10 protein-coding genes and 2 tRNA genes are annotated in these 13,583 nt (G+C 63.3%); 5 read left to right on the top strand and 7 right to left on the bottom strand.

The window, feature by feature from the left end:
* Nucleotides 1-38 precede the first annotated feature (38 nt).
* Together ACZ1JW_RS15850 and ACZ1JW_RS15845 are read left to right on the top strand one after the other, a co-directional pair.
* Nucleotides 39-362 carry a hypothetical protein gene (locus tag ACZ1JW_RS15850; RefSeq protein WP_465125786.1) on the top strand — a complete coding sequence of 108 codons (324 nt, stop codon included), beginning with the start codon at nucleotides 39-41 and terminating at the stop codon, nucleotides 360-362.
* 266 nt (nucleotides 363-628) lie between these two features.
* Nucleotides 629-2,560, top strand: coding sequence for a hypothetical protein (locus tag ACZ1JW_RS15845; protein WP_465141268.1), 1,932 nt, complete (start codon nucleotides 629-631; stop codon nucleotides 2,558-2,560).
* Between the two features lie 30 nt (nucleotides 2,561-2,590).
* Here ACZ1JW_RS15845 and ACZ1JW_RS15840 read toward each other — a convergent pair.
* Nucleotides 2,591-2,665 (bottom strand) — tRNA-Asn (locus tag ACZ1JW_RS15840).
* A gap of 79 nt (nucleotides 2,666-2,744) precedes the next feature.
* Nucleotides 2,745-3,524, bottom strand: a complete 780-nt coding sequence (locus ACZ1JW_RS15835; protein WP_465125789.1) for an NAD kinase — start codon at nucleotides 3,522-3,524, stop codon at nucleotides 2,745-2,747.
* Between the two features lie 152 nt (nucleotides 3,525-3,676).
* Here ACZ1JW_RS15835 and ACZ1JW_RS15830 point away from each other — a divergent pair, with 152 nt between their 5' ends.
* Entirely contained in the window at nucleotides 3,677-4,960 is a 1,284-nt protein-coding gene (locus ACZ1JW_RS15830) for an EAL domain-containing protein (RefSeq protein ID WP_465141267.1), read from the top strand.
* Nucleotides 4,961-4,978: 18 nt separating this feature from the next.
* Here ACZ1JW_RS15830 and mfd read toward each other — a convergent pair whose 3' ends face one another.
* The 3 genes from mfd to ACZ1JW_RS15815 all read right to left on the bottom strand — a co-directional run bounded on the left by mfd (nucleotide 4,979) and on the right by ACZ1JW_RS15815 (nucleotide 9,274).
* Nucleotides 4,979-8,473 (bottom strand): transcription-repair coupling factor, encoded by a 3,495-nt coding sequence (mfd, locus tag ACZ1JW_RS15825; protein WP_465141266.1) that lies wholly within the window; start codon nucleotides 8,471-8,473, stop codon nucleotides 4,979-4,981.
* A gap of 27 nt (nucleotides 8,474-8,500) precedes the next feature.
* Nucleotides 8,501-8,782 carry an FAD assembly factor SdhE gene (locus ACZ1JW_RS15820; RefSeq protein ID WP_465125792.1) on the bottom strand — a complete coding sequence of 94 codons (282 nt, stop codon included), beginning with the start codon at nucleotides 8,780-8,782 and terminating at the stop codon, nucleotides 8,501-8,503.
* A 108-nt stretch (nucleotides 8,783-8,890) separates the two neighbouring features.
* The gene (locus ACZ1JW_RS15815; RefSeq protein ID WP_465125793.1) at nucleotides 8,891-9,274 is read right to left on the bottom strand and encodes a host attachment protein; all 384 of its coding nucleotides are present in this window, start codon (nucleotides 9,272-9,274) and stop codon (nucleotides 8,891-8,893) included.
* Between the two features lie 146 nt (nucleotides 9,275-9,420).
* Here ACZ1JW_RS15815 and recG point away from each other — a divergent pair, with 146 nt between their 5' ends.
* Complete coding sequence (recG, locus tag ACZ1JW_RS15810; protein ID WP_465126365.1) at nucleotides 9,421-11,478, top strand: ATP-dependent DNA helicase RecG; 2,058 nt, start codon at nucleotides 9,421-9,423, stop codon at nucleotides 11,476-11,478.
* A 61-nt stretch (nucleotides 11,479-11,539) separates the two neighbouring features.
* Here the strand turns inward: recG and ACZ1JW_RS15805 are convergent, their stop codons facing one another.
* Together ACZ1JW_RS15805 and ACZ1JW_RS15800 are read right to left on the bottom strand one after the other, a co-directional pair.
* Nucleotides 11,540-12,142: a hypothetical protein gene (locus tag ACZ1JW_RS15805; protein WP_465141265.1), complete on the bottom strand. Its 603-nt coding sequence runs from the start codon at nucleotides 12,140-12,142 to the stop codon at nucleotides 11,540-11,542.
* A 203-nt stretch (nucleotides 12,143-12,345) separates the two neighbouring features.
* A tRNA-Pro gene (locus ACZ1JW_RS15800) sits at nucleotides 12,346-12,422 on the bottom strand.
* Between the two features lie 141 nt (nucleotides 12,423-12,563).
* On the opposite strand from ACZ1JW_RS15800, the gene thyA reads away from it, so the two are divergent.
* Entirely contained in the window at nucleotides 12,564-13,508 is a 945-nt protein-coding gene (gene thyA, locus ACZ1JW_RS15795) for a thymidylate synthase (protein ID WP_465141264.1), read from the top strand.
* The last annotated feature ends 75 nt before the right edge of the window (nucleotides 13,509-13,583 follow it).

Here is a 13,583-nt window from a genome sequence, read left to right as displayed (position 1 = left end):
CTCCATTTGCGTTAACGCAGCGCGACTGGAGAGCGGCGATGTGGCTTGATCGGAACATTCAGACTGAGACGGTTCTGCACTCCGGCGGGCTAGAGCCCGCGCTCCTGCAGGCAAGTTACCGGCGGGGCGTGTTTCGGGCCAAGGTTAATGTCCGCTCGATTTCATGCGACACCGCGCAGGTCGACTGCATGGAGAATCCGCGTCTCGGAACGATGGTATGGCTCACCTTTCCGGGCCTCGAATCACGCGCTGCGATTGTCGAGGAAAGTGGTGGGTTCCGTGTGACACTGCGACTGGCAGAGCCCCTGCATCCGGCCGTTCTTGATGCATTGCTGGGTGGTCGCCTGCGGACCTGGCACTGAAGGCGCACCCTTGTTGGAAGGCTTGCGTCTGTTCAGCGACCGGCAACTTGATCTGGCTGACAAGGACACGACCGTGAGCGGGCGTCTGCCATTGGCTTGATGCAAGCCGCAGCAGGTATCGCTAGCATGGTCGGCGCAACGAGGTGCAGACCATGAGCCAGCGGGATACTACCGACTCATTCAGCGTTAAACGCGGATTCAGCCTCGATCGCCGTCAGATGATTGGTGCCCTGCTCGCTGGGGTTGTCTTTCCCGGAACGCCGCTGATGGCGGGTCCCGGCGGCAAGGGAGGTGGCGGGCCTGCCAGCGCCTTTGCAGAAATGGAGCGACTGGCGACCCTGGAGGCACGCGGGGCGACGGTTTCCTTAACGCCCGGCGATAGCTGGAACGGCCTCGCCGGTTCAGGCTTTGCGCAAGTGCCACAGGACCCAGCGCGCACCACGGCGAAGCCAGCCATGCGACTGCTGGTGCCGCCAGGGCAAGTCTATGTGGATCGTATGGTCGTTGGCGTTGCCGCCGGGGCGAACGATCGCGGCGACTGCCTCACCAATCTAGGCCTTGCGGGCGTGGAAGTGTTTTTCGAGGGCCGCATGGCGCGTATCGAGCGTCCGACCATGTGGCACTATCGTGATGCTGGGGGCGTGATACGTTCGGCCTTCGGTTGGTGGGCTGAACTCGTTCATGATGGGCGCCACATTGTCGAGAGCGCCGACGGTGGCGCGGAAGTCTGGTTCAGGGCCATCCCGCGCGATCCGACGATGCAGGTCCGTGTCATTGGGCCCTACCGGTTCCACCCCCGGGCGAAGATGCATGATCTCGAACTGATCGTGGCACCATCGCGTCCGGCAATTGCGGGGAGACGGTTTCCGACCCTGCAGGCGGCGGCGGAGCACATCCGTCAGCGCGGCGCCAACTTTGCACGCATCACTATCGTCGAGCGTGGGCTACACGAATGGGATGGACTGGCTGCAGGTTACCATACCTGGGGTTATACGGTCGTCGACGCGACGGTCCCGGTCGTGATTGGCAAGGCTCAGCCGAAGACTGGAGTGAGAAACTACGACGCAGTCAACACGATGCGCCCTCGACTGGAGCCGATCTGCTTTCGCGGTGCAAACCTGACGCTCGATTTCCGCAACGTCTTTCAACTCTATCACGAGAGGCCGACCAACCGGCAGCACTGGCTGGATGGCTGCACAATGACCAACAGCGATCCGGCCGGGCGTGCGGCGCTGTGGCGCAAGGGGTCGCGACCTATTGCTCAGGTGGTGCGTGATTGGCCCTGGTTTACCGACGTGACGGCGACGAACCTCCACAACGCAATGGTCCAGTGCTCGCTCGCGCGCAATTGCACGCTTCAGCGCGGCGCTTTTGACATGTTCACCGAAAGTCTGTGTGTCTATGGCAACCGTGTCAGCGAATGGGACACGACCGAGGACTGGACCGTCTATCGCCCCGCGCTCGAAATCACCTACGCAGGCCAGGGCGCTGCGACGCTTGCTTGTTCCGGCACCAACCTTGCAGCATCACGGGTGTTCACCGCGATGGTCGATGGCGTGACGGTGGGGACTTTCGCCACCGGTAATGGCGATGCAGTTCACTTTGCAGGGACGAATTACGATTTCGCCGGCGTGGCTCGATGGCTCAACAGTCTGCCCGACTGGTCGGCTCGAGTTGTCGACAACACTCATCTTGCCGCGTCCAACCAAGCTTTGGGCACCATCGGACCTTGGGGCCCGTTGCCGGTCGGAGGCAAATCGCTGAAGCTCTTCAGCTACTTCGACTTGCATGCCGACTTCTACCAGAAGAACGCCACCGGAGTGGTCAAGGAAAACGTGGTGATCATGGACAACGTCGCCACGCAAATCGTGGCCCAGGACCTGTTCTTCACGGGCAGCGGAGGCTGTTCGGATTTCTTTGCGGTCAATAACGTCTTCGTGAACAAGAACCGTAGCGGGCCAACCGACAATCACGCCCACATCGCCAGCCAGTTGACCAACCCGCAGAGTCACGTGGTGATAGCGTTCAATTCCCTGACCCGACAGAATATCGTGATCCGCGGCGATCTCGGCAACACCACGCTCGATGCCTATTGCCTGATCGCGGATAATGCAGTGCGTGAAGTGAGTTGGAGAGGCAAGCCAAGAGGCGACGGCGCCATACGCGGAAACGCCCCACCGGACGATGGGGCGAAGTGAAGCGCAATGCGCTGTTCTAATGGAAAGAAATGGCTCCCTGAGTAGGATTCGAACCTACGACCAAGTGATTAACAGTCACCTACTCTACCGCTGAGCTATCAGGGAGCAGCCTCGGTCTCCCGGGGCAGGACCGCGCTAATAACAGGCGATTCCGGTTTGGCAAGCACCTGTTTTCAATTTTCTCTCAGACCATGAACTGTTCGGCGAAGATGCGGTCCTCGAGGCTCTGCCCACGGTCGAACATCAGGGTCAGGCGATGCTCGGGCCAGGCTTTGACGCGCACCTCGCGCACGTCGCGCACCTCCTTCTGATCGGCCACGACGAGGACCGGCCGCTTCACCGATTCGAGTGCCTTGAACACGATCTCGTAAGTGTCGGGCAGAATCGCGCCGCGCCAGCGACGAGGGCGGAAAGGACTGATCGGGGTGAGCGCCAGCATGTTGGAGGACAGCGGCAGGATCGGGCCGTTGGCAGAGAGGTTGTAGGCGGTGGAACCAGCAGGCGTAGCCACGAGCACGCCGTCACAGGCGAGTTCGGGCATGCGCACCTTGCCATTGACGCTGACCTCAAGCTTGGCGGTCTGGCGGGTTTCGCGAAGGATCGACACTTCGTTGATCGCGCAGACCGAGTGTTCCTCGCCGGTGTTGGTGATCGCGGTCATCCGCAGGGGCGAGACCGAGATTCGCGTGGCCTTGGCAAGGCGCTCCTCGATACTGCGGCTCGACCTGTACTTGTTCATCAGGAAGCCGACTGTACCGAGATTGAGGCCGAAGGCGGGAACGACATGGTCGATATCGAGCATGGTATGCAGCGTCTGCAGCATGAAGCCGTCACCGCCGATCACCACGGCCGCGTCTGCCTCTTCGAGCGGCACCCAGTCGCGACTCTTCAGCAGCGTCTCGTACGCGTCCTGAGCGCGCTCGCTGGGAGAGGCCAGCAGGGCGAGGCGGGCGAAATCCGGCATTTGTCTTCAAGCCCCCGTCGAACGCAGCAGAAAAAGTCCTGACGGGGAGATATGGGGCGGACCGGATTGGCGCAATGCACAAAAGCATGGCAAACGCAGCGCGGCGCACAGGCGGAACGCTTTGGCAAGGATAGCCCGCTAAAGATGCGACGATGCCAAGGCCCACGCGACTTTCCAGCGCCGACGATGTGCGCGACAGCCTTACCGGGCTTCCCGGCATCGCGGGAGCGGCATCGTGGTTCGAGGGGCATCAGCGCGGCTATGTCCACGCCATGCTGCTCGGCTTGCACCGGTTCCGCACTGTGAACCTTGCCTATGGTCATTCAGGTGGCGACAGCGTGTTAGCGGAAATCGCTCGCCGCATTGCCGACTTTGCTGCCGAGGAACTGGAAGCCAATGCGCTGGTCGCACGGGTCGGCGGGGGCGAATTCCTTGTGGCCAGCAGTGGGACGATCAGCCGCGATCGTTGGCAGTGGCTGGCTGAAGCGCTGACCCGCCGGATATCGCGCAGCCTGCCGATGAGCGGCGATGTGCTGCGTCTGGTACCGCGCACGGCGTTGCTGCGCGGGCTTCCTGGTGAGGGCGGGGCGGCGTTGATCGATCGTTTGGATCAGGCGCTGGGCTCGCTGCAGCAGCAGGCCGGGCGGCGTCTCCTTTGGGCGGACGGATCGCACCGTGCTCGGGGGCGCAGTGCTGCGCGGCTTGAGGCGGACTTGATCGGAGCGATGGCGCGGGATGAGATCGGTCTGGTGTTTCAACCGCAATATGCCGTCGCAGATGGATCGCTTGCAGGCGTTGAGGCCCTGGCGCGGTGGGATCATCCCCAGCTGGGCCGGATGGGCGCGGAGACGCTGTTCGCAATAGCCGAGCGTGGCGATCACGTCGCGCAGTTATCGCGCCATATTGCCAGAAAGGCGCTGGCCATTGCGGCGGCTTGGCCGGAAGGGCTTGCCGTTTCGCTGAATGTTACCGCGGAAGATCTGGCCGATGACAGTTTCTCTGCAGACTTCTCGGAACTGCTTAGGTCGATCGGTTTCGCGCCTGCGCGCTTGACGCTTGAGGTGACCGAGCACGCACTCGTGGCCGATTTCGCGCGCTCGTCCGAGGCTTTGGCTGAACTTGCCAGTCTTGGCGTGAGAATAGCACTCGATGATTTCGGTACGGGATATGCGAACTTCCGCACGCTGAAGGCCTTGCCGCTCGATACGATCAAGCTCGATGCCTCGCTGGTGCGTGATGTGGACAGCGATGCGCGGGACCGGGCGATCTTTACCGCCATTGTCGCCATGGCGCGTGCGCTCGGGCTCAAGCTGGTGTGCGAGGGTGTAGAACGCGAGAGCCAGCTTGCGGTGCTCGTCGAGGAAGGGTGCGATACCTTTCAGGGGTTTCTGCGATCCGGGCCGGTTGGCGCGGACGAGATCACTGCGCTGATCTGATCCGACTGAGCAGACGGCCTAAGCCACCTTCTTCGCCCGCCTCGCGATTGCCGAAAGACCCTTGGTCAGCTGGACCAGACCGTTGAGGCGACCTTCTGCCGTGCCCCACGCGCGGGTGATGACCAGCTTGTTGTCGGGACGCAGCTTGGCGACGCCGTTGAGGCGCTCGACGTAGCCGATCAGGCCCATGGGATCGGGGAACGTGTCCTTGTGGAAGCTCACCAGCGCGCCCTTGGGGCCGACGTCGATCTTGGCGATGTTGGCGGCTATGGCCTGCCGCTTGACCTCGATCAGGCGCAGCAGGTTCTGGGTCGGGCCGGGGAGCGGACCGAACCGGTCGATCATTTCGGCGGCCAGAGCCTCGACCGCGTCCGGACCTTCGGCATCGTTCATGCGGCGGTATAGCGCCATGCGCACGGCGAGATCGGGTACGTAGTCCTCGGGGATCATGATCGGCGCGTCGAGCGTGATCTGCGGGCTCAGCGCCTCGCGTTCACGCGCAAGGCCGATGTCGCCCGCCTTGGCGGCAAGGATCGCGTCTTCCAGCATGGACTGGTAGAGTTCGAAGCCGACTTCCTTGATATGGCCCGACTGTTCGTCGCCGAGCAGGTTGCCAGCCCCACGAATGTCGAGATCGTGGCTGGCAAGCTGGAAACCGGCGCCGAGGCTGTCGAGATCGCCGAGCACCTTGAGGCGCTTTTCGGCGACTTCGGACAGGGCCATTGTCTCAGGGTAGGTCAGGTATGCGTAGGCGCGGATCTTTGCGCGACCGACGCGACCGCGCAGCTGGTAGAGCTGGGCAAGGCCGAAGCGGTCGGCGCGGTGGATGACGATGGTGTTGGCCGAGGGAATGTCGATGCCGCTTTCGATGATCGTGGTCGACAGCAGGACTTCGTACTTCTTTTCGTAGAACGCACCCATGCGGTCCTCGACCTCGGTCGGACTCATCTGGCCGTGCGCGGTGACGAAGCGGACTTCGGGGACGTTGAGCCGCAGCCACTCTTCCAGTTCCGGCATGTCGGCGATTCGGGGCACGACGATGAAGCTCTGCCCGCCGCGCTGGTGTTCGCGCAGCAGCGCCTCGCGCATGACCATGTCATCCCACGGCATGACGTAGGTGCGGGTGGCGAGGCGGTCGACCGGCGGGGTTTGGATCGTGGACAGCTCGCGCAGGCCTGACATGGCCATCTGCAGCGTGCGGGGGATGGGCGTGGCGGTGAGAGTGAGGACGTGGACGTCCGCCTTCAGTTCCTTCAGCTTCTCCTTGTGGGTGACGCCGAAGCGCTGTTCCTCATCGACGATGACGAGGCCGAGGCGCTTGAATTCTACCGACTTGGCGAGCAGCGCGTGGGTGCCGACGACAATGTCGATCGTGCCAGCGGCAAGGCCGACCTTGGTCTCTGCCGCTTCCTTGGCTGGGACGAGGCGCGAGAGGCGGCCGATCTGGAGCGGGAAGCCGTTGAAGCGCTCGACGAAATTCGAGTAGTGCTGGCGCGCGAGTAGCGTGGTCGGCGCGATGACGGCCACCTGAACGCCCTGCATGGCCGCGACGAAGGCGGCACGAAGAGCGACCTCGGTCTTGCCGAAGCCGACATCGCCGCAGACGAGGCGGTCCATCGGCTTGCCTTCGACCATGTCGGACAGGACATCGCCGATGGCGCGTTCCTGATCCTCGGTTTCCTCCCACGGGAAGCGATCGACAAAGGGGCCGTAGCTGGCGGGATCGACAGGGAGGATTTCGCCCTGCCGCAGCGCGCGGTGGGCGGCGGTGGCCATGAGTTGGCCGGCCATCTCCAGAATACGCTCGCGCATCCGCGCCTTGCGGCGCTGCCACGCCTCGCCACCAAGCTTGTCGAGTGCGACGCCGTCGGCGTCAGAGCCATAGCGCGAGAGGACGTCTAGGTTCTCGACCGGGATGTAGAGCTTGTCGCCGCCTGCGTATTCAAGCTGGACGCAATCGTGCGGGGAATCGCCGACACCTATGGCTTCCAGGCCAAGATAGCGACCAATGCCGTGGTCCATGTGGACGACGAGATCGCCGGGGGTGAGGGCGGATAGCTCGGCCAGGAAGGCGTCCGCGTCCTTGCGCTTCTTCTTGCGGCGGACGAGGCGGTCACCAAGGATGTCCTGCTCGGTCAGCAGTTCCAGATCGTCGTTGGCGAAGCCCTGTTCGAGCGGCAGGACCACGGCGGCGGGCTTACCGCTGGCGGCGAGGCCTAGCGCTTCCTGCCAGGTTTCGGCCATCTGTGGGGTAAACTTGCCCGCCTCAGCCAGCAACGAGGCGAGGCGTGAGCGCGAACCGGTGGTATAAGCCGCGATGATCGGCTTCTTGCCGCGAACGCCGAGGGCCGAGATGTACTTGGCGGCCGCTTCGTAAATGTTGGTGCCGCCAGAGGTGGCGGCGGCGCGTTCGGGCGTGAAATCGTGGCTGGAGGCGAAGCCGAAATCGACGACCTGCCTGGACTCTGGCTCGGCAAACAGCGTGGTGCGGTGGACGGGCCAGCCTGCCAGCGCGCGGTCCAGTTCGTCGCGCGAGAGGTAGAGCGCGGTTTCTGACAGGGGGCGATAGCTGCCGGGGGCCTTGGACGAGCTGTCGAGACGCGACTGGTGGTAGTCGGAAATGTCGGCAACGCGCTGTTCGGCGGCCTTGATCGCGGTCGTGTCAATCAGGACGAGATCGCCTTCGCCCAGATGGTCGAACAGGGTGACGAGGCGGTCTTCGAACAGCGGGAGCCAGTGCTCCATGCCGGCAAGGCGGCGGCCGTCGGTGATCGCCTGATAGAGCGGGTCGCCGGTGGCGTTGGCGCCAAACAGTTCGCGGTAGCGGCTGCGGAAGCGCTTGATGCTGTCTTCATCGAGCAGGGCTTCGCTGGCGGGGAGCAGGAGGTGCGTTTCGACGGGCTGGACCGAGCGCTGCGTGTTCGGATCGAACAGGCGCAGGGTTTCGAGCTCATCGCCGAAGAAATCGAGCCTGAGGCCATGGTCAAGGCCAGACGGGAAGATGTCGAAGACCGAGCCGCGCACCGCGTATTCGCCTGCGTCGACCACGGTATCGGTGCGCGAATAGCCCTGCCGCTGGAGCAATCCGATCAGGCTCTCGCGGCCGATCTCGGCGCCGGGCGTCAGGAGCCGGGTGGATTCGCGGAGGCGGAACGGGGTGAGCACTCGCTGGAGCGCGGCGTTGATAGTGGTGACGAGCAGCTGCGGGCCGGATCGCTTGTGCTGCAGCTTTTGCAAGGCGGCGAGACGGCGGGCGCTGACGGAAAGCGCGGGCGAGGCGCGGTCGAACGGCAGGCAGTCCCACGCGGGGAAGTCGATGACCTCAAGGTCCGGCGCGAAGAACGCGGCGCTATCGGCAATCGCGCGCATCGCTGCTTCATCAGGCGCAATGAACACGGCACGGCCCTTGGCGGCGCGGGCGAGGTCAGCCAGCACGAGCGGCTGCGCGCCGCGCGCAACGGACGAAAGCGTGAGCGGCGTCTTTGCCGAGAGGATCCGGGCGAGGTCTGACATGGCGGGTCTAACGCGCGAGACGCGAAATCAGCGCGGGATCTCGACGTAGTCCAGCTTGCGCATGGCGTCCATCATCGGGCCCGCGTACTTCTCGGGCACGGGCTGGGTGCCGAGCGCCCAGGCCATGATCTCGACGTCGTCTTCCTCGATCAGATCTTCGAACCATGCGACCTGCTCGGGCGTCCACGAGGCGTGGTAGCGATCGAAATAGCAGCCGATCATGTAGTCCGCCTCGCGCGTACCACGGTGCCAGGCGCGGAAGTGGATGCGGCGAAGGCTTTCGGGCGGCGTGGCGGCAGGCTCGGTCATGGCTTGCCGTTAGGCCGAACGCGCGAGCGAAACAAGGGCCGTAGGGCCTAGGCCAAAGGGCATCCCGGCGCGGTTCTTCCCCCTGCGCCGGGATGCCCTTTGGATAGTTCAACCCCGCAGCGCGGCGAGAATATCGTCGGGTTGGCGGCCAATCAGGTCCTTCGCCAGTTCCTTGATCAGGGCGTGTTGCGTCGCCTTGCCAAACTGGTGACGCAAATCGCCCAAAGCCCGGGGCGGGGCGATCAGCACGAGATGTTCGATCTTGTGCCCCTGCACCTGCCGGTTCAGCCAGTCGGCCACGGCGGCGCAGTGCGCGGCTTCGTTCTGTTGGTGAGGTGAAGCGTGGCTTCCGCCGCTGCTGTGGTTCTGCTCGACCAGTTCGGGCGTTTCGAGGCTCACGAGTTCGGGCGCGGCCTCCGTTCCGGCATTGCGGTAAAGCTCCCATGCCTTGCCATCTACAATGGCAATCACGGCTGCGTGGGGGATCAGCATCGGTTGGGCTCCTGTTCTCGTTGTTGTCGCAGATGACCCAAGCACCTGAAGGGCCGCACAACCATGCGTTGGATCAAAAATGCCCGTGAATTTCGCCATGTGCGGCATTGGCGAATGTAACGGTTGCGGCCTATGTCCGTTCCACGATGCGTCCCGATCTGCTCAATCCCCTGTTTGCCGAAAGCTCCAGCCTGAAGGGCGTGGGCCCCGGTCTTGCGCGGCCGCTGGACAAGCTGGGTCTGACGCGGGTGCGCGATATTGCCTATCACCTGCCGGACCGCTGGGTTCTGCGAAGGGCAGTGGCGAACCTCGACGAAGCGGGGCTGGGGGAGCAAATCGTGCTGCCACTGACACCGCGCGATTATCGGCAGGCGGCGGGGCGCGGGCCATTTCGTGTCATGGCCGAGGATGCTGCGGGCAACTATGTGGCGCTGACCTTCTTCGGGCGCGCCGCATATACGGCCAAGAAGCAGCTGCCGCTCGGTGAGAAGCGATGGGTGGCAGGGCGTCTCGACCAGTTCGGGCAGACCTGGCAGATCGTTCATCCTGACCATGTCAGCGAAGACAGCGCCGGCATGCTCGGCCAGTTGAACGAGCCGGTCTATCCGCTTTCGGAAGGGTTGACGCAGGGTCGGGTGCAGGCGCTGGTGGGGCAGGCGTTGGCGCATCTGCCGATGCTGCCGGAATGGATCGAGCCGGGGCTGCTGGCGAAGATGGATTGGCCGGCCTGGCATGAGGCACTGCCCGCCGCACACAAGGTGGAGAACAAGGCGGCGAAGGATCGCCTCGCCTATGACGAACTGCTCGCCAACAGCCTCGCCCTGATGCTGGTGCGCGAAAGCAACCGTGCCAAGAAGGGCACCCCGCTGCATGGTGACGGGCGCCTGCGCGCCAAGCTCAAGCTGCCGTTTGAACTGACCGGCGCGCAGAAGCGCTCGATTGCAGAGATCGAAAGCGACGTGGCGCAAGGGGCTCCGATGCTGCGGCTGCTGCAGGGCGATGTCGGTTCGGGCAAGACGGCTGTGGCGCTGAACGCCATGCTGATCGCGGTCGAAGCGGGCGGACAGGCTGCCTTGTTGGCGCCGACCGAAATCCTTGCGAGGCAGCATGCCGAGACGCTTACTCGAATGGCTGCAGGGACTGGCGTGAACATCACGCTGCTGACCGGGCGTGACAAGGGCAAGGCGCGTGAATCGATCCTGATGGGGCTGCTCGATGGCAGCATCGACATCTGCGTCGGCACCCATGCCATCTTTCAGGATGCCGTCGCCTATCGCAATCTGGCGCTGGTGGTGATCGACGAGCAGCATCGCTTCGGCGTCGGCCAGCGGCTGATGCTGACCCAGAAAGCCAAGCGCACGCCGCATTGTCTGGCGATGACTGCAACGCCGATCCCGCGCACGCTGACTTTGGCGCAGTATGGCGAGATGGACGTCTCGCGGCTCGACGAGATGCCGCCGGGCAGGCAGGCCATCGACACGCGGGTGATTTCGACCGAGCGGATCGCGGATGTGGTCGAGGGCGTTGCCCGACACATCGCCAAGGGCGCGCAGGCATACTGGGTGTGCCCGATGGTGCGCGAGCTCGAGACCGAGGACATTGCGGCTGCCGAAGCGCGCTATGCTGCGCTGAAGGAGAGGTTCGGCGATACAGTCGTCATGGTCCACGGCCAGTTGCGTCCCGAGATCAAGGACGCAGCGATGGAACGCTTTGCGCGGGGCGAGGCGCAATTGCTGGTGGCGACTACGGTAATCGAAGTGGGCGTGGACGTGCCGAACGCCACGTTGATGGTGATCGAGCAGGCCGAACGCTTTGGCCTTGCTCAGTTGCACCAGTTGCGCGGACGCGTAGGGCGCGGAAGCCAGCAGTCGACCTGCCTATTGCTGCGCGGTGAGGCGCTGTCAGAGACGGGGCGCGAGCGTCTGGCGCTGATGCGCGAAACGCAGGACGGCTTCAGACTGGCGGAGGAGGACTTGCGGCTGCGCGGCGGCGGCGAGCTGCTCGGTACTCGGCAATCGGGTGATACGCCGTTCAAGGTTGCCGATTTCGAGCAGATCGCGCGGCTTTTGCCCCTGGCGCATGATGACGCACGATTGCTTATGGAGCGCGATGGCGGTTTGGCTTCGCCTCGCGGGGAAGCGGCGCGTGTGCTGCTCTATCTGTTTGAGCGCGACTGGGGCGTCCAGCTGTTGCGAGGGGGATAGCGTGACGGGTTTGGGCGACGCGAAAAAGGGGTAAACGCGCCGCCCGCTCCCTGAACTTTTGTTACTTGCCTGCAGGCTTGGTCGCTGCCGCGTCAGCGCTCTTGCCAGCGCTCTTGGTGGCATCGGCAAATGCCTGCGCGGTCATGCCGATCATCAGCCCCGAAGCGCCCTTGGCGACCGAGGTTTTGGGAAGCTTGACCCGCATGGTGCCGGCATCGAGCACGAAATCGGTGGCAGTCACTTCGGTGACCTTGCCAAGCTGGGTCGTGCCATCGGATGCATAGACCGGGGCATCGGCAACGATTGCGGCTTCAAGCTCAGCCTTGGCGTTGGCCTTTGCCTTTTCGGCTGCGGCATCAAGCTCTACCTTGGTCATGCCCAGAACCGGACCCTTGGGACCCGAACCCAACGCGGTCAGAGCGAGAGTGGCCGAGTTCTTGCCGGTATCGATGACGAAGTTGGGTGCATTGACGCTCTTGATCTTGCCGACTTCAGCGCCGTTCACGTCATAAACAGTAGCGCCGACAGTGGGCGTGGCTGCAGTTGCGGGTGACTCTGCGGTTGCAGTCGTTTCGGTTCCTGCGGCTGCTTCTTGTGCGCTTGCGGCAGTGGCTAGGGGAATGGATGCGACGAGAAGGGCTGCGGTGATATTGCGGATTCTCACTAGGGATTTCCTGTCCAGTTGTCGGAATAACATCGCCAATTTCGGCTCAGTTGTTCCGATCGGAAACCCGCTTTGCGATCCTGCGACGCGGAAATGAGGGCGAATTGAAGGACTTGTGCCGTAGCTGCGACGAGGCGATGAGGGCTGGTCAAACGAAAAGAGCGGCCCGAAGGCCGCCCTTTTAGTCATCTTGAAGGATGAAGTGGTCGGGGAAAGAGGATTCGAACCTCCGGCCCCTGCCTCCCGAAGACAGTGCTCTACCAGGCTGAGCTATTCCCCGACCGATCTGCAAACCGGTTACCCGGCTGCAAGGCAGGCGCGCCCTATACGGGGCACATCCGGGGCTGGCAAGCGGGTAGGAACAAGTTTTTTAAGCCGTGGGCTTTTGCTCCGGCGAGTGCGGGGCGATAGAAGCAGAACCATGTTGAAACGCGCCGATTCCGCCCGTCACTATGAGTGGCAGTACCTCGATCTCATGCGCGAGATCTGGGAGAGCGGAGACGAGCGCGTCGATCGCACGGGCGTCGGCACGCGCTCGGTGTTCGGCGCGCAGTTGCGCTTCGATCTGTCCGACGGGCGGATGCCATTGCTGACGACAAAACGCGTCTACTGGAAGACCGCGACCCGGGAGTTTCTGTGGTTTCTTACCGGCGATACCAACATCCGTGAACTCTGCGCGCAAGGGGTAGAGATCTGGACCGACTGGCCGCTAGACCGCTATCGCAAGGCGACTGGTGATAGCATTTCTCGGGCCGACTTCTCTGCTCGGATCGTCGCCGATGCAGCTTTTGCGCGCGAATGGGGCGACCTTGGGCCGGTCTATGGCAAGCAGTGGGTTGACTGGCCGGTTTACGAACCGGCGGGCGAGGGGCTGTTCCGGCAGCGTCCGCAGGGCGTGAACCAGGTTGCCGATCTCGTGCATTCGCTCCGCCACAATCCCGGAAGCCGACGCCATATCGTCGAAGGATGGAACGTGGCCGAGCTTGACGCGATGGCCTTGCCGCCGTGTCACAAGACCTATCAATTCCATGTCAGCAGCAACCGCCTCAACGGGTTGCTCTACCAGCGCAGCTGCGACGTGGCATTGGGTTTGCCGTTCAACCTGTGGGGAGCGGCGCTGTTCCTGCGCCTGCTAGCGCAGCAGTGCGATCTAGAGCCGGGCGAGCTGGTGTGGATGGGCGGTGATACACATCTCTATCTCAACCATGCAGAGCTCGTCGAAGCTCAGTTGGCGCGGGAACCGGAGGGCGATCCACGCCTTGCCATTGTGCGCCGACCCGATACGATCTTTGGATACCGGATCGAGGATTTCGAGGTGTCCGGATATGCGCCGCAGGGCCATCTTTCTGCCCCTGTAGCGGTCTGACCTTGCGATTGACTCGAAAAGACGTGTGAAATAAAATAACACACGTCTATAACTTTGCATCTATCGCGCTTTTGC

It is taken from the genome of Novosphingobium sp. BL-A-28-Hi1-0D, assembly GCF_055521755.1.
Note: the sequence above shows the minus strand (reverse complement) of the source record. Positions and strands in the feature narration are given on the sequence as shown.